Source organism: Burkholderia sp. IMCC1007 (assembly GCF_027257875.1).
Taxonomy (GTDB): Bacteria; Pseudomonadota; Gammaproteobacteria; order Burkholderiales; family Burkholderiaceae; genus Burkholderia.
In genome coordinates, this window is the sequence record NZ_JAPVQY010000007.1 from 82430 (window position 1) to 104996 (window position 22567).

The following is a 22567-nucleotide window of genomic DNA, read 5'->3' on the forward strand; positions in this document are numbered from 1 at the left end:
GGCATCGAAATCGGTTTGCAGTCCTGCGTGATGCATGCGCGAACCGCGTGCGACGCGTGGTGTTACCAGCGCGCGCCGAAGGTCTGGCGCAGTTCGTCGAGCGCCGCGTCGGACAGCGGCTCGGGCTTCGGGTTCGTCATCAGCCACAGCCGCGCGGTTTCCTCGAGCTCCTCGAGCGCATATGACGCGTGCGACACCGACGGCCCCCACATCACCGGGCCGAGGCGATCGAGCAGCACGCCGCGCACCTGGTCGGCGAGCGCGGCGACTTCGGCCGCGACGGCCGGGTCGCCCGGGCGGCGATAGCGGATCAGCGGGATGTGGCCGACCTTCATCACGTAGTACGGCGTGATCGGCGGCAGCACGTCGGTGTCGCGCCACACGCCCGCGAGCGTCAGCGCGACGAGGTGCGTCGAGTGCGTGTGCACGGTGCCGTTTGCTTCGGCGTTGCGCGCATAGATGCCGCGATGCAGCGCGAGCGTCTTCGACGGCTTGCCGCCCGATACGGGCTGGCCGTCGGTGCCGACCTTCGCGATGTCGTTGGGGTCGAGGCGGCCGAGGCAGGCGTCGGTCGGCGTGATCAGCCAGCCGTCGGTCAGACGCGCGCTGATGTTGCCGGCGCTGCCGACCGCATGGCCGCGCGCATACAGGCTCGCGCCGACGACGCAGATTTCTTCGCGCAGTTTCGCTTCGACGCTCATCATGCGGCTCCGTCCAGCGCGCGCAGCGCCTTGTCGAAAAAGTCCACCGTGCCGAAGTTGCCGGATTTCAGCGCGAGGCCGAGCGGCTGCGCGTCGATGGTGGCGGTGGCCGGCACGCCCGGATCGATCTGCGCGCCGATCTGCAGCGACTCCACGTCGAGCGCCTGCACGACCGCGCCGGACGTCTCGCCGCCGGCCACGACGAACTTGCGCACGCCGAGTTCGCGCAACCCGCGGGCGATCGCCGCGAGCGTGCTTTCGACGAGATGGCCGGCCGCTTCGACGCCGAGCGCCTGCTGGACGGCCTTCACTTCGTCCGGGGTTGCCGTTGCATAGATCAGCACCGGCTGCGGCAGGTGCGAGCGCGCGAAGGCCAGTGCTTCGTCGACGACGGGTTCGCCGCGCGAGGCCGCGAGCGGATCGATCCGGAAGCTCGGCCGGCTGTCGCGCCACGCGGCGACCTGCGCGTTGGTTGCCTTCGACGCGCTGCCGGCGAGCACCGCCGACAACCCGTCGATGCGCGGCAGCGATGCCGCGTTGTCGCGCTGCGGCAGCAACCCCGCGCGGCGGAAATTCTCCGGCAGGCCGAGCGCGATGCCCGAGCCGCCGGTGACGAGCGGCAGGCCCGCGCACGCTTCGCCGAGCACGTAGAGGTCGCGGTCCGACAGCGCATCGGCGATCGCGAAGCGTGCGCCTTCCGCGCGCAGCTGCTCGATCCGTGCACGCACGGCGGCCGCGCCCTGCGCGATCGTGTCGTAGCGGATCAGGCCGACCGGCGACTTCGTTTGCCGCTGCAGCACGCGCACGAGGTTCGCGTCCTTCATCGGCGTGAGCGGGTGGTTCTCCATCCCCGATTCGTTCAGCAGCACGTCGTCGACGAACAGATGCCCGCGGAAGATCGTGCGGCCGTTCTCGGGAAACGCCGGGCACGCGATCGTGAAGCCGCCGTCGGTTGCATCGAGCAGCGCGTCGGCCACCGGCCCGATGTTGCCCGCGTCGGTCGAGTCGAATGTCGAGCAGTACTTGAAGAAGAACTGGCGGCATCCTTGCGCGCGCAACCATTCGTAAGCGGCGAGCGATTGCGCGACGGCGTCGGCGGCGGGAACCGTGCGCGACTTCAGCGCGACGACGATCGCGTCGGCGTCGATGGCCGTGTCGGCAGCGGCACCGTCGGCGGGCACGCCGATCGTCTGCACGGTGCGCATGCCGCTCTTGACGAGCATGTTCGCGAGATCGGTCGCGCCGGTGAAATCGTCGGCGATGCAGCCGAGCAGGGGACGGGAAGCGGAAGCGGTCATGGCAGGCACGTCGTTCGAATCAGCGGGCGGGCGGCAGCGTGATGCCGGGGAAAGTCTTGATCACGGCGGAATCGTCCTCGCCGCCGTGGCCGGCGCTCGACGCGCTCATGAACATCTGGTGCGCCGTGGCCGACAGCGGCAGCGGGAACTTGCTGCGGCGTGCGGTATCGAGCACGAGGCCGAGATCCTTCACGAAGATGTCGACGGCCGACAGCGGCGTGTAGTCGCCGTTCAGGATGTGCGGCACGCGGTTCTCGAACATCCACGAATTGCCGGCGCTGTGCGTGATCACGTCGTACAGCGCGTCGGCATCGACGCCTTCGCGCAGGCCCAGCGCCATCGCTTCGGCGGCCGCCGCGATATGCACGCCGGCCAGCAGCTGGTTGATGATCTTCACCTTCGAGCCGATGCCGTGCGTGTCGCCGAGCCGATAGACCTTGCCGGCGATCGCGCCGAGCACGTCGTCGCAGCCCGCATACGCGGCGGCGGGGCCCGACGTCATCATCGTCATCTCGCCCGACGCCGCGCGCGCGGCGCCGCCGGACACCGGCGCGTCGAGCATCTGCAGGCCCGCGGCCTCGATGCGCGCGCCGAGCGCCACGGCGAAGTCGGGCGCGACGGTCGCGCTCGCAATCACGACGCCGCCCGGCTTCATCGCCGCGACCGCGCCGTGTTCACCGAACAGCACGGTTTCCGTTTGCGCGGCATTGACGACGAGCGTGACGACGACGTCGCACTGCGCGCCGAGTTCGGCCGGCGTCGTGCAGGCCACGCCGCCTTCGGCCGCGAACGCGTGCAGCACGGTGTCGCGCACGTCGCATGCGTGTACGCGAAAGCCTGCGCGCAGCAGCGAGCGGGCGACGCCGAGGCCCATCGCACCGAGGCCGATGACTCCAACATTTCGTGACATGGTCAACCTTGATCGATTCGGGAGAGGTTCGTGATATCGGCGGCGCACGCGCGCCGCCGGCTTCAGCAGATGCCGGCTTCCGCCAGACGGCGGGCCGCGTTGTACATATGGGTGCGCGCCGCATTGCGTGCCGCCATCGGGTCGCGTGCGCGAATCGCGTCGGCGATCGCCGCGTGTTCGTCGCGCACCTGGCGCGAGAAATCCTCGCGCGTCGCTTCGTTGCTGCGCGTCACCTTCACGCCGGCCTCGAGATACTGGTTCAGGAACTGCAGCGTCTTCAGGAAATACGGGTTGCCGGTGACGGCCGCGATCGTGCGATGGAACGCGACGTCTTCCGCGACGCCGTCGCGGCCTTCGGCCACTGCATCGTCGATCCGGCGCAGCGCGTCGTCGATGTCGGCCATGTCGTCGTCGGTGTGGTGCAGCGCGGCTTCGGCCGCGACCTCAGCCTCGATCGCCCGGCGCACCGCGAGCAGATGCGGCAGCGAGCTTGCTTCGACCGCTTCCGCGTAGTCGATCCGCAGCGGCCGGATCGCGCCGTGCTGGTTCACGAACACGCCGCTGCCCTGGCGCGGCTCGACCACGCCTTCGTTCTTCAGCCGCGAGATCGCCTCGCGGATCACGGTGCGGCTCACGCCGAATTCCTGCGCGAGCACGGCTTCGGTCGGCAGCTTGCCGCTGGCCAGGAAACTGCCGGCTTCGATCTGCTTGAGCAGTTGCTGCGCGACATGGTCGCTCATCGCACGGGCGGGAATTTTCTCGAACATGACGCTCTGGTTTGTAAGGTGATGTGGTCATCATACAAATTTGGATGTGGGCCGACATCCGTGATAACCCTCGGCTAACACGCATCAACGTCGCTCAAGTTGATTGGAACCGGTTCCATTTCGACGGAAAAGACGGCGAACGCGTGCAGCTTTGGCGCGCGATCGGCGACGGGAAAGATGGGTTGCGGGTGCGTCGCGCTTCAGTCGGCGATGTCTTCGACAGGATCGATCGCGACGGGCGCAGCGATTTCGGCGACATCTCCGCCGCGTTCGCGATAGGTCGCCGGCGGCACGCCGAACTGCTTGCGGAACTCACGCCCGAGGTGCGACGCGTCGGCGAACCCGCAGCTCGACGCGATATCGGCGACGGTGCGATCCGAGCTGGTCAGCAGCCACGCGGCCGTGCGCAGCCGCACCTGTTTCGCGAACGCCTGCGGGCTCTTGCCCGTCTCGGCCTTGAACAGGCGCTCGAGCTGGCGCGTCGACATGTCGAGCTTGGCCGCGAGCTCCTCGAGCGGCAGCGCGCGCCCGACGTGCTGTTCCATCAGAAGAATCGCGCGCTTGACCTTCGGGTGCGTGGCGGGCTCGAGCCCGGGCGGATGCGGTTGCGGCGCATTGCCTTTCTGCATCTCGCCGACGAGCAGGATGCGCAGCGCCTTCTGCACCGTCGCATGGTCGAAGTGGCGCAGCAGGATCGCGGCGGCGACGTCGATCGACGCGCGGCCGCCCGAGCACGTGATCCGGCGCCGGTCGATCACGAACAGCCGGTCGGCGATCAGCAGGTCGGCATCGGCATTCGGGAAGCGCTCGATGAAATCCCAGTAGTGGAACCAGCTCACGCAGGTGCGGTAGCCGTCGAGCACGTCGGCGCGCATCAGCGTGAACACACCCGTGCAGATGCCGACGACCGTCGCGCCGCCCGCCGCCGCGCGGCGGATGAACTGCAGCGTTTCGGGGCCGGCTTGCGGCCCCGAATGCAGCAGCCCGCCCACCACGACCACGTAGTCGAACGGCTCGGCCGCATCGAAGGTTTCCCACGGCGTGATCTGGATCCCGCAGCTCGCGCGCACCGGCGCGAGGGTTTCGCCGATCACGCTCCACGCGCAGCGCACGGGCTTGCTGTAGTCGCCGTCGTCGGCCGACAGCCGCAGCATGTCGACGAAACCCGAGAACGCGGTCAGCGTGAAATTCGGCAGCAGCACGATGCCGAAGCGGATGCGCTGCGGCGCGGGTTCGGCGAGGGGGGAAGCGGGTACGTCGGGTGTCATCGCGGTAAATCTCGTCACGCCGGGCAGGCGCGTCTCACTCGTTTCACTCTGTTTGGGGGCACGGCTGCCGGCGTGCGCACGCGCCGGCCGACTTGTGCTTTTGCGTCGCGAACCATCGTCAAAACGTACTTTCGGTCCGTCCTTTTCCGGGCTTGGCGGCGGTATCCCACGCCGATGCCGTTTTTGTTCTATCGGCCAATTTTACGCTTTGATGTACTGATGCCAACGACATTTCACGTACGCCCACCCAGAGGAAGCCAGATGAACGTCAGCGCGTTCGACCTGTTCAAGATCGGCATCGGCCCGTCCAGTTCGCATACGGTCGGCCCGATGATCGCCGCTTGCCGCTTCGCGTCGCACATCGAGGACGCGAACCTGCTCGGTTTCGTGCGCCGCGTGCGGGTCGAACTATACGGCTCGCTCGGTGCAACGGGCAAGGGCCACGGCACCGACAAGGCCGTATTGCTCGGCCTGGAGGGCCATCTGCCCGACACGATCGATCCGGACCTGATCGAGCCGCGGCTCGCGGCGATCCGCGCGGAGAAGTCGCTGGCGCTGCTCGGCAAGCAGACGGTCCGCTTCGACGAGAAGGAAAACATCGGCTTCTATCGCAAGCTGATGAGCGGCACGAGCATCGTGCATCCGAACGGGATGCGCTTCCAGGCGTTCGACGAGCACGGCCAGCTGCTCGTCGAGAAAGAGTATTACTCGGTCGGCGGCGGCTTCGTCGTGAACCGCGACGGCGATCGCGTGAACGGCGTGCGCGCGGCGGCCGAAGTGCCGTACCCGTTCCGCACCGGCGACGACCTGATGCGCCAGTGCCGCGAACACGGGCTGTCGATCGCCGAACTGATGCTGCGCAACGAAAGCGCGCTGCGTCCGGCCGACGAAGTGCGCGCCGGGCTGCTCGCGATCTGGCGCACGATGGCCGCATGCGTCGAGCGCGGCTGCAAGGTCGAGGGCGACCTGCCGGGCCCGATGCGCGTGAAGCGCCGCGCGGCCGAACTGAACGCCCGCCTGCGTGCGCGTTCGGAAGAGTCGCTGCGCGATCCGCTGTCGATGCTCGACTGGGTCAACCTGTATGCGATGGCCGTCAACGAAGAGAACGCCGCGGGCGGCCGCGTCGTCACCGCGCCCACCAACGGCGCGGCCGGCGTGATTCCCGCCGTGCTGCACTACTACGTGAAGTTCGTGCCGGGCTCGAGCGAGGCCGGGATCATCGAATTCCTGCTGACGGCCGCGGCGATCGGGATCATCTACAAGGAAACCGCATCGATCTCCGGTGCGGAAGTCGGTTGCCAGGGCGAAGTGGGCGTCGCGTGCTCGATGGCCGCCGCCGCGCTCGCCGCGGTGATGGGCGGCACGCCCGACCAGGTCGAGAACGCCGCCGAGATCGGCATGGAGCACAACCTCGGCATGACCTGCGATCCCGTCGGCGGGCTCGTGCAGATTCCGTGCATCGAGCGCAACGCGATGGGCGCGATCAAGGCGCTGAACGCATCGCGGATGGCGCTCAAGGGTAACGGCCAGCACTACGTATCGCTCGATTCGGTGATCAAGACGATGCGCGAGACGGGTGCCGACATGAAGACGAAATACAAGGAAACGTCGCGCGGCGGTCTTGCCGTGAACGTCATCGAATGCTAACGAAGGATCACTAACATGAGCCGCTACTCGATATTCAGCCTGTTCCGCAACGGCCTCTCGTATCACGAGAACTGGGAAAAGCAGTGGAAGAGCCCGGAACCGAAGAAGGAATACGACGTCGTGATCGTCGGCGGCGGCGGCCACGGCCTCGCGACCGCGTATTACCTCGCGAAGGAGCACGGGATCACGAACGTCGCGATCCTCGAGAAAGGCTGGATCGGCGGCGGCAACACCGCGCGCAACACGACGATCGTGCGCTCGAACTACCTGTGGGACGAGTCGGCCGCGCTGTACGAGAAGGCGATGAAGCTGTGGGAAGGGCTGTCGCAGGATCTCAACTACAACGTGATGTTCAGCCAGCGCGGCGTGATGAACCTCGCGCACACGCTGCAGGACGTGCGTGACACCGAGCGTCGCGTGAACGCGAACCGGCTGAACGGCGTCGACGCCGAATTCCTGACGCCCGCGCAGATCAAGGAAATCGAGCCGACGATCAACCTGAACAGCCGCTACCCGGTGCTCGGCGCATCGATCCAGCGCCGTGCGGGTGTCGCACGTCACGACGCGGTGGCCTGGGGCTTCGCGCGCGGCGCGGATCGCGCCGGCGTCGACATCATCCAGAACTGCCAGGTCACGGGCATTCGTCGCGAAGGCGGCGCGGTGGTCGGCGTCGACACGGTGAAGGGTTTCATCAAGGCGAAGAAGGTCGCGGTGGTCGCGGCCGGCAACACGACGACGCTCGCCGACATGGCCGGCGTGCGTCTGCCGATCGAAAGCCACCCGCTGCAGGCGCTGGTGTCCGAGCCGATCAAGCCGGTGGTCAACTCGGTGATCATGTCGAACGCGGTGCACGCGTACATCAGCCAGTCCGACAAGGGCGACCTCGTGATCGGCGCGGGCATCGACCAGTACACGGGCTTCGGCCAGCGCGGCAGCTTCCACATCATCGAAAGCACGCTGCAGGCGATCGTCGAGATGTTCCCGGTGTTCTCGCGCGTGCGGATGAACCGCCAGTGGGGCGGCATCGTCGACGTGTCGCCGGACGCGTGCCCGATCATCACCAAGACCGACGTGAAGGGCCTGTATTTCAACTGCGGCTGGGGCACCGGCGGCTTCAAGGCGACGCCGGGCTCGGGCTGGGTGTTCGCGCACACGATCGCCCGCGACGAACCGCATCCGCTGAACGCGCCGTTTGCACTCGACCGCTTCTACACCGGTCACCTGATCGACGAGCACGGCGCTGCCGCCGTCGCGCACTAACCCCGCACTGAAGGAGAAAGAAACATGTTGCTGATCGAATGTCCGTGGTGCGGGCCGCGCGCCGAATCCGAGTTCACGTGCGGCGGTGAAGCCGACATCGTGCGCCCGGTGGCGAACGAGACCATGACCGACCGCGAATGGGGCGAGTACGTGTTCATGCGCGAGAACAAGCGCGGGCTGCACAAGGAGCAATGGCTGCACACGCAGGGCTGCCGCCGCTGGTTCAAGGTCACGCGCGACACGGTGACCTACGATATCAAGGGCTACGAAAAGTTCGGTGGAGCATCTGCCGGCAACGCACACGAAGAGGGCACGAGCAAATGAGCCAGAAAGACCGCCTCGGCACCGGTGGCCGCATCAATCGCGCGATTCCGTTGACGTTCACGTTCAACGGCCGCACGTATCAGGGCTTCCAGGGCGACACGCTCGCGTCCGCGCTGCTCGCCAACGGCGTGCATTTCGTCGCGCGCAGCTTCAAGTACCACCGTCCGCGCGGGATCGTGACGGCGGACGTGGCAGAACCGAATGCCGTCGTGCAGCTCGAGTCCGGTCCGTACACCGTGCCGAACGCGCGCGCGACCGAGATCGAGCTGTACCAGGGCCTCGTCGCGACGAGCGTGAACGCCGAACCGTCGCTCGAGAACGACAAGTACGCGATCAATCAGAAGCTGTCGCGCTTCATGCCGGCGGGCTTCTACTACAAGACGTTCATGTGGCCGCGCAACATGTGGCCGAAGTACGAAGAGAAGATCCGCGAGGCCGCCGGCCTCGGCAAGGCGCCTGAAGTGCTCGACGCCGATCGCTACGACAAGTGTTACGCGCACTGCGACGTGCTCGTGGTCGGCGGTGGCCCGTCGGGCCTCGCCGCCGCGCACGCGGCCGCCACGGCCGGCGCGCGCGTGATCCTCGTCGACGACCAGCGCGAACTCGGCGGCAGCCTGCTGTCGTGCCGCGCGGAGATCGACGCGAAGCCCGCGCTGCAATGGGTCGAGAAGATCGAGGCCGAGCTGCGCAAGCTGCCCGACGTGACGATCCTGTCGCGCAGCACCGCGTTCGGCTACCAGGACCACAACCTCGTGACGGTCACGCAACGCCTGACCGATCACCAGCCGGTGTCGATGCGCAAGGGCACGCGCGAACTGCTGTGGAAGGTCCGCGCGAAGCGCGTGATCCTCGCGACCGGTGCGCACGAGCGGCCGATCGTGTTCGGCAACAACGACCTGCCGGGCGTGATGCTCGCGGGCGCGGTGTCCACCTACATCCATCGCTTCGGCGTGCTGCCGGGCCGCAACGCGGTCGTGTTCACGAACAACGATCGTGCGTACCAGACCGCGCTCGACCTGAAGGCATGCGGCGCGAAGGTGACGGTCGTCGATTCGCGCGCATCGTCGAACGGTGCGTTGCCGGCGGCGGCCAAGCGGCAGGGCGTGACGGTGATGAGCGGTGCGGTCGTCACGGCCGCTTCGGGCAAGTGGCGCGTATCGTCGGTCGACGTCGCGTCCTACTCGAACGGCAAGACGGGCGGCAAGACGCAGTCGCTGCCGTGCGACCTCGTCGCGATGTCGGGCGGCTTCAGCCCGGTGCTGCACCTGTTCGCGCAATCGGGCGGCAAGGCATGCTGGAACGACGAGAAGGCATGCTTCCTGCCGGGCAAGCCCGTGCAGGCGGAGGCGAGCGTCGGTGCGGCCGCGGGCGAGTTCGGTCTCGCCCGTGCACTGCGGCTCGCGCTCGACGCGGGCGCCGAAGCGGCGAAGGCCGCCGGCTACACGGCCGCGCAGCGCCCCGTCGCGCCGCAGGTCGCCGAAACCGTCGAAGGCCCGCTGCAGCCGTTGTGGCTGGTCGGCAGCCGCGAGGCCGCGGCACGCGGGCCGAAGCAGTTCGTCGACTTCCAGAACGACGTGGCGGCCGCCGACATCCTGCTCGCCGCGCGCGAAGGTTTCGAGTCGGTCGAGCACGTGAAGCGCTACACGGCGATGGGCTTCGGCACCGATCAAGGCAAGCTCGGCAACATCAACGGGATGGCGATCCTCGCGCAGGCGCTCGGCAAGACGATTCCGGAAACGGGCACGACCACGTTCCGCCCGAACTACACGCCCGTGTCGTTCGGTACGTTCGCGGGCCGCGAAACCGGCGACTTCCTCGATCCGATCCGCAAGACGGCCGTGCATGAATGGCACGTCGAGCACGGCGCGATGTTCGAAGACGTCGGCAACTGGAAGCGGCCCTGGTATTTCCCGAAGAAGGGCGAGGATCTCCATGCGGCCGTGAAGCGCGAATGCCTCGCGGTGCGCAACAGCGTCGGCATCCTCGATGCGTCGACGCTCGGCAAGATCGACATCCAGGGTCCGGACGCGGTGAAGCTGCTGAACTGGATGTACACGAACCCGTGGAACAAGCTCGAAGTGGGCAAGTGCCGCTACGGGCTGATGCTCGACGAGAACGGGATGGTGTTCGACGATGGCGTGACCGTGCGCCTTGCCGACCAGCATTTCATGATGACGACCACCACCGGCGGCGCGGCGCGCGTGCTGACGTGGCTCGAGCGCTGGCTGCAGACCGAATGGCCCGACATGAAGGTGCGGCTCGCGTCCGTCACCGACCACTGGGCGACGTTCGCGGTGGTCGGCCCGAAGAGCCGCAAGGTCGTGCAGAAGGTGTGCCAGGACATCGACTTCGGCAACGAAGCGTTCCCGTTCATGAGCTACCGCAACGGCACCGTCGCAGGCGCGAAGGCGCGCGTGATGCGGATCAGCTTCTCGGGCGAGCTGGCGTACGAAGTGAACGTGCCGGCCAACGCGGGCCGCGCGGTGTGGGAAGCGCTGATGGCAGCCGGTGCCGAGTTCGACATCACGCCGTACGGCACGGAAACGATGCACGTGCTGCGCGCGGAGAAGGGCTACATCATCGTCGGTCAGGATACCGACGGGTCGATCACGCCGTACGACCTCGGAATGGGCGGCGTCGTCGCGAAGTCGAAGGACTTCCTCGGCAAGCGCTCGCTGTCGCGCTCGGATACGTCGAAGGAAGGCCGCAAGCAGTTCGTCGGCCTGCTGACGGAAGACGAACAGTTCGTGCTGCCGGAAGGCGCGCAGATCATCGCGAAGGACACCCAGGTGTCCGCCACCGAGCCGACGCCGATGATCGGCCACGTGACGTCGAGTTATTACAGCCCGATCCTGAAGCGCTCGATCGCGCTCGCGGTGGTGAAGGGCGGCCTGAACAAGATGGGCGAGAGCGTCGTGATTCCGCTGGCCAACGGCAAGCGCATCGTCGCGAAGATCTCGAGCCCGGTTTTCTACGATACCGAAGGGGTGCGTCAGCATGTGGAATGAAACCAGAAACCAGACGCAGGTGGCGGGTGCGGGCGGCGTGACGCTTGAATCGCCGTTCGTCGGCGCGGCCGACGTGCTGAAGCTGCACCAGGCGCGCGCATCGAAGAAGTTCACGCTGCGCGAGCGGCCGTTCCTCGATCTCGTCAACGTGCGCGGCGAGCTGAGCGATCCGGCCTTCGTCGCCGCGTTCGAGCGCGTGGTCGGCTGCCGGCCGCCCGCCGAGCCGAACACGGTCGCGCGCGGCGCGGAGTACGACGTGTTGTGGCTCGGTCCGGACGAGTGGCTGGTGCGCTCGAACGGGCCGGTGCAGGCCGGCGTGCTCGAGGGCGTGCTCGCGGAAGCCGTACAGGGTCTGTATGCGGCGGCCGTCGACGTCGGCAGCGGCTACACGGTGGTGGAAATCAGCGGCGAACGCGTGCGTGACGTGATTGCGCGCGGCTGCCCGCTCGATCTGCATCCGCGCGTGTTCAAGCCGGGCCAGTGCGCGCAGTCGCACTACTTCAAGTCGCCGATCACGCTGATCCCGACCGGCGACGAGTCGTTCGAGATCGTCCTGCGTCGCAGCTTCGCCGACTATTTCGTGCGCATCATGCTCGACGCCGCGGCGCCGCTCGCATCATGAAGCCGTTCGACGAACCGTTCGTGGCGATCGAATCGCCGCGCCTGCGCGGGCGCGGCTGGAGCGTGTTCGTCGACGAATTGAAGGTGCCCGCGCGAATCGGCATTCACGCGCACGAGCACGAGGCGCCTCAGCCGATCGTGATCGATGCGCGGCTCGGATACCGCTGCGAGCCGAGCGAGCAGGGCGAGTGGATCGACTACGACGGCTATTGCACGCGTCTCGCGTCGTTCCTGTCGCACAAGCCGCATACGCGGCTGCTCGAAACGCTGGTTGCCGACATCGCGGTGCTGTCGTTTCGCGAATGGCCGGCGCTGGAGTCGCTGACGCTGTCGGTGTACAAGCCGAAGATCCGGCCGGGCACGAAGCGCGTGGGTGTGTCGCTCGACTGGACACGCGGGGATTACCTGCGGTGGACGGGGGCGGCGGGGCAACTGTAATCGGAGGAGCCGGATCAAGGGGAGAGGAAGGCGATCCGGCGACCCAGCGAGCGCGGCGGCACAGATGTGCCGCCGCGCTCGTTTATAGTTCCTGAAATATGCGAATTACGAGCCGCGGCCGGCCAGTGGTCCGTTTGTTTCTGAAATATGAGAACAATTGCGGATTCCGCCGACGAGTCTCCATAATTCCGATATTCCCGTAACTATGCCGCCGACCCCCAGTCGATGGCGCTTTGTTCCTGAAATCCCGGAATTATGGCCCGCACCTTACCGCAACCCGTCGCGACACCCGACCCACTCGCACTGGATCTCGCCGCCTTGGGGGCGCTCGTGCGCAACCGGCGCGCACAAATCCAGATGCGGATCGACGATGCGGCCGACATGCTCGGGGTCTCGAAGGACGTGCTGTCACGCCTCGAAAACGGCCGCGCGGTGAGTCTCGACAAGCTGTTCAAGGTGCTGGACGGCTTCGGCCTGAATTTGCTCGTCGTGCCGAAACGCGACGTTCAGGCCGCGCGCAACGCAGTGCGCGATCACGCCGCGGTAAGTGCGGCACCGCCGGGCTCGTCCGGTTCGACCGGCGGCGCGTGATGATCCATCGCCACGGGTGATGTGCGTCGTGCCCTGCTCAGGGCGGCGCGTCCAGCTGCGCTTTCCAATTCTTCAGGATGCGCACGCGCGCGTCGCTGAAATGGACCCGACAGGCGCTTACTTCGCGTTGCGGATCGCGGCGGGCGCCGCAGTTGACGAATCGCTGACCGGCACCATACGCGCTTTGCCGGCGCCCGCGTTGTGCGTGCCGTCTTCGGCGTCGAGCACGAACCGGAACGTGTCGACGCGCTGCATCACCTTCGCCGCATACGCATTGGATCCGCCATAGTTCCTCAGCCCGGCCTGTACATTGCCGCCGGCCGCCCGCACATAGCCCGACAGGATCGCGGAACCGGCGTCGACGTTGACGTTCGGCTCGGTCAGATCCTTCACGTTGCGCAGCAGCCCGCGGTGCGCGGTGGGCACGACCTGCATCAGGCCGGTCGCGCCGTGCTGGCCGCGCGCTTTCTCCTGGAAGCGCGATTCGATCGAAATGATGGCGTAAACGAGTGCCGGAGGCAGCGAATATTTCGTCGCAGTGACGCTCACGATATCGGCGAGCTTCGCGGCCCGTTCCTTTGCGACGCCGAATTTCTTCGTCAGGTACGACGTGATGCGGCGGTTTGCTTCATTCGGCTGATCGTCGGCGATCGGTGCGGACGCATCGATCGGCGCGGACGCGACTGCGTCGGGCGCGGGCGCCGGCACCACGGCCGCCTGTTGCGCGGAGGCCTGCTGCGCAATGCCGAGCGAAAGCACGATCAGCCAGAAAAACCGTCGTCGCATGGTGGAGGGCAGGGGAATGGGAGGCGCATAGTATATCGACCAATCACGGCTTGCGTTCGAGCACGGCTTCGAATGAAAGCGCGGTGTAGGCTTGTGACGTGCCGGGCCGCGTCGAGCCAGGCATCGCGCGCGATCGTTGCGCAAACACGCATCGGAGTCCGGACGAACCGGCATCGCCGGATTTCCGCGCGGTTTCCGCTTTCGCGCACGAGGCCGTTAACCGGTCCTTTTTACGTGTGCCGCGCGCTCGCCATTCGCGCAAGCGCGCCGATCGCATCGCTCACCAGCACCGCGAGCAGCCCGACGATCACGCCGCCCTGCAGCACGAACGCGGTGTTCGACGTCTGCAGCCCCGCGATGATCACGTCGCCGAGCCCGCGCGCGGCGACCGTCGAGCCGATCGTCGCGGTGCCCAGATTGATCACGACCGCGAGCCGGATGCCGTTCACGATCACCGGAAACGCGAGCGGCAGTTCAACGGACACCAGTTGCTGCCAGCCGCTCATCCCCATCCCGCGCGCGGCGTCGACGACGTCGCGCGGCACGTCCTCGAGCCCCGCGATCGTGCTCTCGAAAATCGGCAGGAGCCCGTACAGAACGAGTGCGATCAGCACGGGCTTCAGTCCGAAGCCGACGGCCGGCACCGCGAGTGCGAGCACGGCGACCGGCGGAAAGGTCTGGCCGATGTCGACGACGCTGCGCGCGACCGGCAGAAAATCCGCACCGGACGGCCGCGTGACGGCGATGCCGGCCGCGACCGCGACGATCGTGCCGATCAGGCTCGACAGCGCGACGGTGCCGAGATGCGCGAGCGTGAGGTCGAGCAGGCTCGCGCGATCGTAGATGACCGGCGCGCCGTTGTCCGCGAACGGCGCGAACACGCCCTGCAGCCATGCGGGGCGCAACAGCAGCACGAGCAGCAGCGCAAGTGCAGCCGCGCGCGCCGCATAGGCGGGCAGCCGCCGCGGCAGAGGCGACCGTGCGGCGTGCGCCGTCATGCGGGCTTCCTCGCATGTGCGCGGATCGCGTCGAGCGTGATGCGGCGCGTGCCGCGCCCGTGGCCGTCGTCGACCGGCAGTGCGTCGGCCCCGCGCCACAGCAGTTCGGACACCGCATCGCGCAGCGTACGCGTCGCGGCGATCGGTTCGCCGTCAGCGTGGCCGGGTTCGGCCACCGCGTCGATCGGCGTCAGCGCGAGCAGGCGCAGCGGCCGGTCGACGCCCGCGACGAGCTGTTCGACGACGCCTTCCGCCGGCTTGCCGAGAATCTCGGCGGGCGACGCGACCTGCAGCAGCCGGCCGCCGTCCATCACCGCGATCGTGTCGCCGAGCTTCAGCGCTTCCTCGATGTCGTGCGTGACGATCACGACCGTGATGCCGAGGCGGCGCTGCAGCGCGTACAGATCGTCCTGCGCCTTGTTGCGGATGATCGGGTCGAGCGCGCCGAACGGCTCGTCCATCAGCAGCATCGCGGGCTCCGCCGCGAGCGCGCGCGCGACGCCGACGCGCTGCTGCTGGCCGCCCGACAGCTCGTGCGGCAGCTTGTTCGCGAATTCGGCCGGCGCGAGGTGAAACAGTTCGAGCAATTCGCGCACGCGCGCGTCGATGCGCTGCGTCGGCCAGCCGAGCAGCCGCGGGACGGTCGCGATGTTGCGCGCGACGCTCCAGTGCGGAAACAGCCCGTGCCCCTGGATCACGTAGCCGATGCGGCGCCGCAGATGCTCGGGCGGCACGCTCGCGGTGTCCGCGCCGTCGATGCGGATCGTGCCGCTCGTCGGCGCGATCAGCCGGTTGATCATCCGCAGCAACGTCGACTTGCCGCTGCCCGATGCGCCGACGAGCGCGGTGATCGTGCCTTGCTGCATCGTCAGCGACACATCGTCGACGGCGACGATGTCGCCGAAGCGTTTGCCGATGCGTTCGATCTCGATCATGCGGACCGTCCCTTCGCGAGCGTGGTCGCGGCTTCGAACACGACGGCGGCCGTCAGCGCGAGCGCGATCGTCGGAATCGCGCCGAGCAGCACGAGATCGGCGGCCGACTGCCCGATCCCCTGGAAGATGAAGGTGCCGAACCCGCCGCCGCCGATCAGCGCGGCGACCGCGGTCAGCCCGATGTTCTGCACCAGCACGATGCGCACGCCGCTCAGGATCACCGGTAGCGCGAGCACGAGGTCGACGCGCAGCAGCCGCTGCGCGCGCGTCATGCCCATCGCGCGCGCCGCTTCGCTCACGTGCTCCGGCACCTGTGCGAGCCCGACCACGACGCTCGACGCGATCGGCAGCAGCGAATAGAGGAACAGCGCGAGCGCGGCCGGCGCAACGCCGATCCCGCGGATGCCGAGCGCGGCCGCGAGCGGCACGTGCGCGGCGAGCAGGCCGAGCGGCGCCATCATCAGCCCGTACATCGCGATGCTCGGGACCGTCTGCACGACATTGAGCACCGGCATCACGACGGTGCGCACCGGCGCGATGCGTGCGCATGCGATGCCGAGCGGCAGGCCCGCGACGAGCGCGGCCGCGACCGAGCCGCCCGCGAGCGACACGTGGCGCATCGCTTCGCGCCAGAAGTCGTCGTTGCGCACCGCGTATTCGCGCATCACGGACAGGCCGTCCCACCAGCCGCTCGCAAGCGGCAGCGAAATCGCCGCGATCGCGACGACGAGCGCGGCGAGCCGCCGCCACGGGCCGAACGCGAGGCGCGCGAGCGCGTCCGCGACGAGCACGGCCCATGCGAACAACAGCAGCCACACGCCTGCGGCGGGCGACACGCGTGCGAGCATGTCGTCGGGCGCGACGATGTGCGCGGCCGCCGCGCCGACCGCATACGCAAGCGTCGCGAGCCACGCGCAGCCGGCCGCGAGTCGCGATGCGGGGCGGCTCGCCGTCATCGCCCACAGCGCGCCGACGATCCACAGCGCGGCGAGCGCTGCCCCCTGCACCGCGGGCAGCGCGGCGAACACCGACAGCCCGGTGCCGGCCGCGATGCGGTTCGGGCGCAGCACCATGAACGGCAGGCCGAACACCGCGGCGATCGTCAGCAGGCCGATCAGGATGCCGACCTTGTCGAGCGTCACGCGCCGCGCGGACACCGCCGCGCGATCGGTCATTGAATGAAGCCCTTCGACTTCAGGTAGCTTTTGGCCACGCCGGCCGCGGGTTCGCCGTTGATCTGGATGCGCGCGTTCAACGTCTGCAGCGTCTTCAGGTCGAGGCTCGCGAACACGGGCTTCAGATAGTCGGCGATTTGCGGATGCGCCTTCAGCACGGCTTCGCGAATCACGGGCGTCGGCGCATAGACGGGCTGCACGTGCTTGTCGTCGTCGAGCACGACGAGGCCGCTCGATGCGATGCCGCCGTCGGTGCCGTACACCATCGCCGCGTTCACGCCGTCGGTCTGGTTCGCGGCCGCCTTGATCGTCGCGGCCGTGTCGCCGCCCGACAGCACGACGAGCTGGTCGGGCTTCAGCTTGAAGCCGTAGGCCTTCTCGAACGACGGCAGCGCGGACGCGCTGTTCACGAATTCGGCCGACGCGGCGAGCTTCACCTTGCCGCCGCTCGAGGTCCACTTGCCGAAGTCGGAGAAGGTCTTCAGATGCTGCGACTGCGCAACCGGCGCGAGCACGGCGACGCCCCACGTGTTGTTCGCGGGCGCCGGTGCGAGCCAGACGAGATGGTTGGCCGCGTAGTCGAGCTTCTTCGCGGTGTCGTAGCCCTGCGCCGCGTTCTTCCATACAGGGTCGTCGGCCTTGTTGAAGAAGAACGCGGCGTTGCCGGTGTATTCGGGATAGATGTCGATCTCGCCGCTCGTGAGCGCCTTGCGCACGATCGGCGTCGCGCCGAGCGCGATCTTTTCGGTGACGGGGATGCCGTGGGCCTTCAGCACCTGGGCGATGACGTTGCCGAGCAGGTTGCCTTCGGTGTCGATCTTCGACGACACCACGACGGGCGTGTCGGCGTGCGCGCCGGGTGCAACGACAGCGGCGGCGAACGCGAGGCCCAGTATCCGGGCGGGCAGGGCGAGCTTCATCGGGCCAATCTCCAGAACGGGGACGTACGCCGAAAGTTACTTGACTGAGTCGGCTTTGGCAAACCGCTTGAGGCGGCGCGTCCACAGCGCGCGTGGGGGTAACCCGCGCGCGTCACGCGCCGTTGTTACACTGGAGCGCATTGCCGCCTGCGGACATTTCCCGACATGAAACCCGAGTTGCTGGTCCTCATCGCGTTGCGCGGCGACGCGCATCGCCAGATCGCCGCGTCGTACGACGTCCACTATGCGCCGACCGCCGACGAACGCGAACGCGCGATCGCCGAACACGGCGGCGCCGTTCGCGCGGTGCTGACCAACGGCAGCACGGGCCTGACCGCCGCCGACATCGATCGCCTGCCGCAACTCACGTTCGTCAGCGCGCTCGGCGCGGGCTACGAGCACATCGACGTCGCGCACGCGAAGGCGCGCGGCATCACCGTGGTCACGGGCGCGGGCACCAACGACGATTGCGTTGCCGATCACGCGTTTGCGCTGCTGCTCGCCGCCGTGCGCGGCGTGGTGCGGCTCGATGCGGCGACGCGCGACGGCGTGTGGCGCGATGCGCTGCCGATGCCGCCGAACGTGTCGGGCAAGAAGCTCGGGATCGTCGGCCTCGGCAAGATCGGCGAGAAATGCGCGCGTCGCGCGGCCGGCTTCGACATCGAGATTGGCTATCACAACCGTTCCGCCAAGCCCGTGCCGTACCGCTTCTTCGACCGGCTCGACGCGCTCGCGCAGTGGGCCGATTTCCTGATCGTCGCGACGCCCGGCGGCGCCGGTACGCGCCATCTGATCGACCGCGCGGTGCTCGATGCGCTCGGGCCCGGCGGGTTTCTCGTCAACGTGTCGCGCGGCAGCGTTGTCGATACCGCTGCTTTGGCGGATGCGTTGCGCGAGCGGCGCATCGCGGGCGCCGGGCTCGACGTGTACGAAGGCGAACCGGCGCCGCCGCGCGCGCTGATCGAACTCGACAACATCGTGCTGACACCGCACATGGGCGGCTGGTCGCCGGAGGCGTTCGATCGCTCGGTCCAGCAGTTTCTCGACAACGCCGCGCGGCACTTCGCCGGGGAGCCGGTGCTGACGCCGGTGTAAGCGCGGGGCGAGCGCGTCGCGGCTCGCGCAGGTGTGTCGGGGACGCGCGCGATCTGGCGCGCATTTGTCGCGGCCGGCCCGCGAAGATAAGACGATTGTGGCGCTTGCGCCTATTCGTCGCGCAGCGCTTCGGCCGGCCGCACGCGTGCGGCACGCCAGCTCGGGTACAGCGTCGCGACGCACGACATCAGGAATGCGGCCGCGGCGATCGCGATCACGTCGGCCGGCACGAGTTTCGACGGCAGCGCGCTGAGGAAATACACGGACGGCGTCAGGAAGTGGATGCCGAGCAGTCGCTCGAGCGCCGGCAGCACCGTCGGGATGCTCGCCGCGATCGCGCAGCCGAGCGCGACGCCCGCCAGCGTGCCGGCGAGGCCGATCGTCATCCCCTGGACCGCGAAGATCTTCGTGATCGATACGGGCGGCGCGCCGAGCGTGCGCAGGATCGCGATGTCGCCTTGCTTCTGCGTGACGGTCATCACGAGCGACGACACGAGATTGAACGCGGCGACCGCGACGATCAGCATCAGGATCAGCGACAGCATGCGCTTTTGCAGCCGCTCGGCCTCGAACCACGTGCGGTTCTGCTGCGTCCAGTCGCGGATATACAAACTGCCGGACAGCGTATGCGCCAGCGCCTGCGCGACTTCCGGCGCGCGCTGCAGATCGTCGATGCGCAAGCGCAAGCCGGTCGGCGCGGTCACGTTCGACAGTGTCTGTGCGTCGCGCAGATGGATGTAGGCAAGCGCGCTGTCGTACTGGTAATGGCCCGACTCGAACGTGCCGACCACCGTGAACTGACGGAATCGCGGCAGCGCGTCGTCGATGCGCGTGGCTCGGCCCGGCGCGAAGAACGTGACGCGATCGCCGACCTTCACGTGCAATGCATCGGCCAGCGCGGCGCCGAGCACGATGCCCATGCCGCCCGGCACGAGCGCATCGAGGCGCCCGGTCTTCAGCTGGCGCACGACGTCGGACACGCGCGGCTCCAGCACCGGATCGATGCCGCGCAGCGCGACGCCCGTCACGTTACCGGCGTTGGTCAGCAGCGCCTGCGTATCCACATAGGGCGCGACGGCGCGAACCGTCGCGTTTTGCAACGATTCATGGGCGGTCAGCCGCCAGTCGGGCAGCGCGCCGGACGGCGCAAAGATTTCCACGTGCGCGAGCACCGACAGCATCCGGTCGCGCACCTCGGTGCGAAAGCCGTTCATGACCGACAGCACGACGATCAGCGCGGCGACGCCGAGCGCGATGCCGGCCATCGCGGCGCCCGCGATGAACGACACGAAGCCGTCGCCGGCCGTGCGACGGCCGCCGCGCGCATAGCGCAGCCCGATCTGCCATTCGAACGGGAGTTTCACAGCGGTTCCTTTCGATCTGATTCGAGTCACGACGAGCCGCGCATTCTAGCGAACGCCGGGCGGTCGCGCGCAGAGGTTGGCCTGTCGTGATGTGCGGCAGATCGATCGGGCCCGCTCGTTCGCGCCGTCATCCCAACTCGAACGACGTCACGCCGAACACGCGCTCGATCGCAATCGCGGGCGCGTGCTGCGTGTACATCCGCGCGGTTTCGAACACGCTCGTCATGCCGTGCCGTTCCGCCAGCGCGACGGCCGCAGGGTTCGTTTCCGGTACGTCGAGCACGATCGTCTCGCCGGGCATGCGCGCCGCCAGCGCATGAAACAGCCCGGTCGCGACGTCTGCATCGTCGGCGAAGAGCGGGCCGATCTTGCAGCCCGTGTGGCAGCGGCGCACGACACCGTATCCGGCGACGCGGCCTGCGTCGAGCGCCGCGAGCGCGACGGCGTCGGGCTGGGCGATCCACGCGGAGACGAAGCGCTCGCGCGCGGCGGGGAAACACTGGCGATCGTACGCAAGCAACTGCTCGAACGGCACGTCGGCCGCTGCCGCCACCTGCGCGCATCCGATGCCGGTTACGTGCCCCTGATAGCGAATGTTGCGGTACGCGATGCGGAAGCCTGACTTCCCGTAGTCAGCCTGCCGGGCAACGACGCCGTCGAGGCCGACGTTGCGATCGCCAAGGTAGCGCATGCCGTGCCGCCAGATTCGCATGCCGAGGCCTCGGCCGCGATACGCGGGTTTGACGATGTACAGGCCGAGGAAGCCAAAGTGTGCGTCGTACGCGACGGTGGCGACGCACGCGACCGGTTCGCCGCGCAACACGCCGACGAAGAAGCCGGCCGGATCCGCCTGCCTGAAACACTGCGCGTCGTGCCGCCCGGGGTTCCAGCCTTCCGCGGCCGCCCATTCGACCGACATGGCGACGTCGTCCGCCGACATGGTGCGCACGATGAAGTCTTCGTCTCGATCCACGGTTCGCCCCCGGGGCTGCTGACCGAACCATCATAGTCCCGGCGACGGGCATCGGCATGGTCGTTTCGCGCGGTTGACGGTGCGCGAATTGCCGGTCGATGCGGGCGGTGCTGCGTGCCCGCTGCACCATCACCCGTCGTCCGCCTTCGCCTGCAGATCCTTCAATCCCTGGATCACCACGAGCAGCGCGCGGCCGTGCTCGTCCGAGCCGTCCCACGCGTCGACGATCGCGTCGCGCAGCAGGTCGTTGTAGCGGCGGCGCGCTGGCCCGGTATCGACACCATAGAAACTGCATAGCTTGTTGAATGGCGCGCTGCGCCGCAGCCGGTGCCCGTTCGACAACCGCAAACGCGACACGGTCGGCTGGCTCACGCCGGAAAGCCGCGCGATTTCGCTGGACGAGCGCGTGTCCGCCATCAGACGGCGCAACAGGTCTTGAACAGGAAAATCGTGGTCCGGGGCTTCCATGCGATGCATTATACCTATACAGTTACGGTTGTTGAATGGGCTTGCTGTCACCAGCGAGGCTGTATTCCGAGAAAGTTGATGACACTGAAACACCTCCCTCCCACGTTCTGCTGGACGAAGATCGGTACCGAGTCCGGCGAGGAACTGCCGACCGTCGTGCTCCGCAAGGAGTGGGAGCGGCGGCTCGGAGGCGGGCGTTTTCTGTGGGGCATCAACCAGCCGCTCGGCAGCAGCGCGCAAGTCGCCGCGCATCGCACGGGCTCGCTGCTCGCGCTGTTTTCGCCGGTCGCGTCGCGCACGCGGCCGGGCGAACGCAAGCGCGAAGACGCACTGCTGTGGAATGCATGGGTCGACGCAAGCGGCCAGGTGCGGCCGCTGCCGCCGCACACGTTCATCGCGAGCCGCTCGACGCTGCCGTCGGGCCGGCGTCGCGAACAGCACTACGCGCTGGTGTGCGCATCGTCCACCGCGCTGACGGTCGGCACGCAACTGCGCGTGTTCCCGGATCACCTGCGCAGCGTGAGCACGGGCAAGCCGCTCGGCGTCGCGCAGGGCGCGGCCGTGGTCGACTGCATCGGGCGTGCAAAGGAACAAACGGGAAAGAGCTATCCGCTCGCGCTGTCGGTCGAGCTCGAGGCACCGTATTTTGTGCGGCTCGCGCAGCCGTGCGTGCTGAAGGCGCGCGATCTCGCCGATGTGAACAAGGCGACACGCGCCGGCGATTTCGATCGCTTCGTCGAACTGGTTGCGCGCCTGCGCGGCCGTTCACCGACGGACGCCGTGCGCGGCGTCACGCGCGATCTGTTCGACGTGCCGCCGATCGAAACGGCGGCCGCCTATGTCGCGCCCGCGCATGTGGCGCGGTTGCGCAGTCGTCCCGCTACCGAGCATCCGCGCGAACCCACCGGCGATCTGTTCGATCTGTCGCCCGGTGAAGCGGCGGCGTTCGGCGGCTTGACGCATCCGCGCATCGGGCGCGCGTGACGTTTGCGCCGCCGAGTGCGGCGCGTGACATCGGCA

Annotated in this window: 22 protein-coding genes; 9 read left to right on the top strand and 13 right to left on the bottom strand. The window is 68.0% G+C overall.

What is annotated here, in order from left to right:
- Positions 1 to 62: 62 nt before the first annotated feature.
- The 5 genes from otnC to O1Q03_RS09325 all read right to left on the bottom strand — a co-directional run bounded on the left by otnC (position 63) and on the right by O1Q03_RS09325 (position 4944).
- On the bottom strand, positions 63 to 704 hold the full coding sequence (gene otnC / locus O1Q03_RS09305) for a 3-oxo-tetronate 4-phosphate decarboxylase (RefSeq protein WP_269502961.1): 642 nt from the start codon (positions 702 to 704) through the stop codon (positions 63 to 65).
- Positions 701 to 1999, bottom strand: a complete 1299-nt coding sequence (otnK, locus tag O1Q03_RS09310; RefSeq protein WP_269502963.1) for a 3-oxo-tetronate kinase — start codon at positions 1997 to 1999, stop codon at positions 701 to 703. The genes otnC and otnK overlap by 4 nt, the downstream gene beginning before the upstream one ends.
- A 19-nt stretch (positions 2000 to 2018) precedes the next feature.
- Positions 2019 to 2957, bottom strand: a complete 939-nt coding sequence (ltnD, locus tag O1Q03_RS09315) for an L-threonate dehydrogenase (protein ID WP_269502966.1) — start codon at positions 2955 to 2957, stop codon at positions 2019 to 2021.
- 14 nt (positions 2958 to 2971) lie between these two features.
- On the bottom strand, positions 2972 to 3676 hold the full coding sequence (locus O1Q03_RS09320) for a FadR/GntR family transcriptional regulator (RefSeq protein ID WP_269502968.1): 705 nt from the start codon (positions 3674 to 3676) through the stop codon (positions 2972 to 2974).
- Between the two features lie 200 nt (positions 3677 to 3876).
- On the bottom strand, positions 3877 to 4944 hold the full coding sequence (locus tag O1Q03_RS09325) for a GlxA family transcriptional regulator (RefSeq protein ID WP_269502969.1): 1068 nt from the start codon (positions 4942 to 4944) through the stop codon (positions 3877 to 3879).
- A 261-nt stretch (positions 4945 to 5205) separates the two neighbouring features.
- Here O1Q03_RS09325 and O1Q03_RS09330 point away from each other — a divergent pair, with 261 nt between their 5' ends.
- The 7 genes from O1Q03_RS09330 (at position 5206) to O1Q03_RS09360 (ending at position 12833) form a co-directional block, all read left to right on the top strand.
- On the top strand, positions 5206 to 6591 hold the full coding sequence (locus O1Q03_RS09330; RefSeq protein WP_269502970.1) for an L-serine ammonia-lyase: 1386 nt from the start codon (positions 5206 to 5208) through the stop codon (positions 6589 to 6591).
- A gap of 15 nt (positions 6592 to 6606) precedes the next feature.
- Positions 6607 to 7851, top strand: a complete 1245-nt coding sequence (locus O1Q03_RS09335; protein ID WP_006480591.1) for a sarcosine oxidase subunit beta family protein — start codon at positions 6607 to 6609, stop codon at positions 7849 to 7851.
- 24 nt (positions 7852 to 7875) lie between these two features.
- Entirely contained in the window at positions 7876 to 8175 is a 300-nt protein-coding gene (locus O1Q03_RS09340; RefSeq protein ID WP_011547035.1) for a sarcosine oxidase subunit delta, read from the top strand.
- The gene (locus tag O1Q03_RS09345; RefSeq protein WP_269502972.1) at positions 8172 to 11183 is read left to right on the top strand and encodes a sarcosine oxidase subunit alpha family protein; all 3012 of its coding nucleotides are present in this window, start codon (positions 8172 to 8174) and stop codon (positions 11181 to 11183) included. The genes O1Q03_RS09340 and O1Q03_RS09345 overlap by 4 nt, the downstream gene beginning before the upstream one ends.
- Entirely contained in the window at positions 11173 to 11805 is a 633-nt protein-coding gene (locus O1Q03_RS09350) for a sarcosine oxidase subunit gamma (RefSeq protein ID WP_269502973.1), read from the top strand. Before O1Q03_RS09345 ends, O1Q03_RS09350 begins: the two co-directional genes overlap by 11 nt.
- Positions 11802 to 12242 carry a dihydroneopterin aldolase gene (locus O1Q03_RS09355; RefSeq protein ID WP_269502974.1) on the top strand — a complete coding sequence of 147 codons (441 nt, stop codon included), beginning with the start codon at positions 11802 to 11804 and terminating at the stop codon, positions 12240 to 12242. Before O1Q03_RS09350 ends, O1Q03_RS09355 begins: the two co-directional genes overlap by 4 nt.
- Before the next feature lie 255 nt (positions 12243 to 12497).
- Entirely contained in the window at positions 12498 to 12833 is a 336-nt protein-coding gene (locus O1Q03_RS09360; protein WP_269502975.1) for a helix-turn-helix domain-containing protein, read from the top strand.
- Between the two features lie 117 nt (positions 12834 to 12950).
- Here O1Q03_RS09360 and O1Q03_RS09365 read toward each other — a convergent pair whose 3' ends face one another.
- From O1Q03_RS09365 to osmF, 5 genes are all read right to left on the bottom strand, one after another.
- Complete coding sequence (locus O1Q03_RS09365) at positions 12951 to 13619, bottom strand: lytic transglycosylase domain-containing protein (protein WP_269502976.1); 669 nt, start codon at positions 13617 to 13619, stop codon at positions 12951 to 12953.
- Between the two features lie 230 nt (positions 13620 to 13849).
- Positions 13850 to 14617, bottom strand: a complete 768-nt coding sequence (locus tag O1Q03_RS09370; RefSeq protein ID WP_269502977.1) for an ABC transporter permease — start codon at positions 14615 to 14617, stop codon at positions 13850 to 13852.
- The gene (locus tag O1Q03_RS09375) at positions 14614 to 15552 is read right to left on the bottom strand and encodes an ABC transporter ATP-binding protein (RefSeq protein WP_269502978.1); all 939 of its coding nucleotides are present in this window, start codon (positions 15550 to 15552) and stop codon (positions 14614 to 14616) included. The genes O1Q03_RS09370 and O1Q03_RS09375 overlap by 4 nt, the downstream gene beginning before the upstream one ends.
- Positions 15549 to 16727, bottom strand: a complete 1179-nt coding sequence (locus O1Q03_RS09380) for an ABC transporter permease (RefSeq protein ID WP_269502979.1) — start codon at positions 16725 to 16727, stop codon at positions 15549 to 15551. Before O1Q03_RS09380 ends, O1Q03_RS09375 begins: the two co-directional genes overlap by 4 nt.
- Positions 16724 to 17647, bottom strand: coding sequence for a glycine betaine ABC transporter substrate-binding protein OsmF (gene osmF, locus O1Q03_RS09385; RefSeq protein ID WP_269502980.1), 924 nt, complete (start codon positions 17645 to 17647; stop codon positions 16724 to 16726). Before osmF ends, O1Q03_RS09380 begins: the two co-directional genes overlap by 4 nt.
- Before the next feature lie 165 nt (positions 17648 to 17812).
- Between osmF and O1Q03_RS09390 the strand changes: the two genes are divergently transcribed.
- Positions 17813 to 18742, top strand: coding sequence for a 2-hydroxyacid dehydrogenase (locus tag O1Q03_RS09390; protein WP_269502981.1), 930 nt, complete (start codon positions 17813 to 17815; stop codon positions 18740 to 18742).
- A gap of 110 nt (positions 18743 to 18852) precedes the next feature.
- Here O1Q03_RS09390 and O1Q03_RS09395 read toward each other — a convergent pair whose 3' ends face one another.
- The 3 genes from O1Q03_RS09395 to O1Q03_RS09405 form a co-directional block, all read right to left on the bottom strand.
- Positions 18853 to 20106 carry a lipoprotein-releasing ABC transporter permease subunit gene (locus O1Q03_RS09395; RefSeq protein ID WP_269502982.1) on the bottom strand — a complete coding sequence of 418 codons (1254 nt, stop codon included), beginning with the start codon at positions 20104 to 20106 and terminating at the stop codon, positions 18853 to 18855.
- 127 nt (positions 20107 to 20233) lie between these two features.
- Positions 20234 to 21079 (bottom strand): GNAT family N-acetyltransferase, encoded by an 846-nt coding sequence (locus O1Q03_RS09400; protein WP_269502983.1) that lies wholly within the window; start codon positions 21077 to 21079, stop codon positions 20234 to 20236.
- A gap of 129 nt (positions 21080 to 21208) precedes the next feature.
- Positions 21209 to 21547 carry a helix-turn-helix domain-containing protein gene (locus O1Q03_RS09405; RefSeq protein ID WP_044844401.1) on the bottom strand — a complete coding sequence of 113 codons (339 nt, stop codon included), beginning with the start codon at positions 21545 to 21547 and terminating at the stop codon, positions 21209 to 21211.
- 78 nt (positions 21548 to 21625) lie between these two features.
- Between O1Q03_RS09405 and O1Q03_RS09410 the strand changes: the two genes are divergently transcribed.
- Positions 21626 to 22531: a hypothetical protein gene (locus tag O1Q03_RS09410; RefSeq protein ID WP_269502985.1), complete on the top strand. Its 906-nt coding sequence runs from the start codon at positions 21626 to 21628 to the stop codon at positions 22529 to 22531.
- The last annotated feature ends 36 nt before the right edge of the window (positions 22532 to 22567 follow it).

Coding starts and splice junctions, on each gene's coding strand:
- O1Q03_RS09355 (WP_269502974.1), top strand. CDS start 11,802: ATGAAGCCGTTCGACGAACCGTTCGTGGCGATCGAATCGCCGCGCCTG.
- otnC (WP_269502961.1), bottom strand. CDS start 704: ATGATGAGCGTCGAAGCGAAACTGCGCGAAGAAATCTGCGTCGTCGGC.
- O1Q03_RS09365 (WP_269502976.1), bottom strand. CDS start 13,619: ATGCGACGACGGTTTTTCTGGCTGATCGTGCTTTCGCTCGGCATTGCG.
- O1Q03_RS09360 (WP_269502975.1), top strand. CDS start 12,498: ATGGCCCGCACCTTACCGCAACCCGTCGCGACACCCGACCCACTCGCA.
- O1Q03_RS09330 (WP_269502970.1), top strand. CDS start 5,206: ATGAACGTCAGCGCGTTCGACCTGTTCAAGATCGGCATCGGCCCGTCC.
- O1Q03_RS09390 (WP_269502981.1), top strand. CDS start 17,813: ATGAAACCCGAGTTGCTGGTCCTCATCGCGTTGCGCGGCGACGCGCAT.
- O1Q03_RS09320 (WP_269502968.1), bottom strand. CDS start 3,676: ATGTTCGAGAAAATTCCCGCCCGTGCGATGAGCGACCATGTCGCGCAG.
- O1Q03_RS09340 (WP_011547035.1), top strand. CDS start 7,876: ATGTTGCTGATCGAATGTCCGTGGTGCGGGCCGCGCGCCGAATCCGAG.
- O1Q03_RS09325 (WP_269502969.1), bottom strand. CDS start 4,944: ATGACACCCGACGTACCCGCTTCCCCCCTCGCCGAACCCGCGCCGCAG.
- osmF (WP_269502980.1), bottom strand. CDS start 17,647: ATGAAGCTCGCCCTGCCCGCCCGGATACTGGGCCTCGCGTTCGCCGCC.
- O1Q03_RS09405 (WP_044844401.1), bottom strand. CDS start 21,547: ATGGAAGCCCCGGACCACGATTTTCCTGTTCAAGACCTGTTGCGCCGT.
- O1Q03_RS09335 (WP_006480591.1), top strand. CDS start 6,607: ATGAGCCGCTACTCGATATTCAGCCTGTTCCGCAACGGCCTCTCGTAT.
- O1Q03_RS09375 (WP_269502978.1), bottom strand. CDS start 15,552: ATGATCGAGATCGAACGCATCGGCAAACGCTTCGGCGACATCGTCGCC.
- otnK (WP_269502963.1), bottom strand. CDS start 1,999: ATGACCGCTTCCGCTTCCCGTCCCCTGCTCGGCTGCATCGCCGACGAT.
- O1Q03_RS09380 (WP_269502979.1), bottom strand. CDS start 16,727: ATGACCGATCGCGCGGCGGTGTCCGCGCGGCGCGTGACGCTCGACAAG.
- O1Q03_RS09410 (WP_269502985.1), top strand. CDS start 21,626: ATGACACTGAAACACCTCCCTCCCACGTTCTGCTGGACGAAGATCGGT.
- O1Q03_RS09345 (WP_269502972.1), top strand. CDS start 8,172: ATGAGCCAGAAAGACCGCCTCGGCACCGGTGGCCGCATCAATCGCGCG.
- O1Q03_RS09350 (WP_269502973.1), top strand. CDS start 11,173: ATGTGGAATGAAACCAGAAACCAGACGCAGGTGGCGGGTGCGGGCGGC.
- O1Q03_RS09370 (WP_269502977.1), bottom strand. CDS start 14,617: ATGACGGCGCACGCCGCACGGTCGCCTCTGCCGCGGCGGCTGCCCGCC.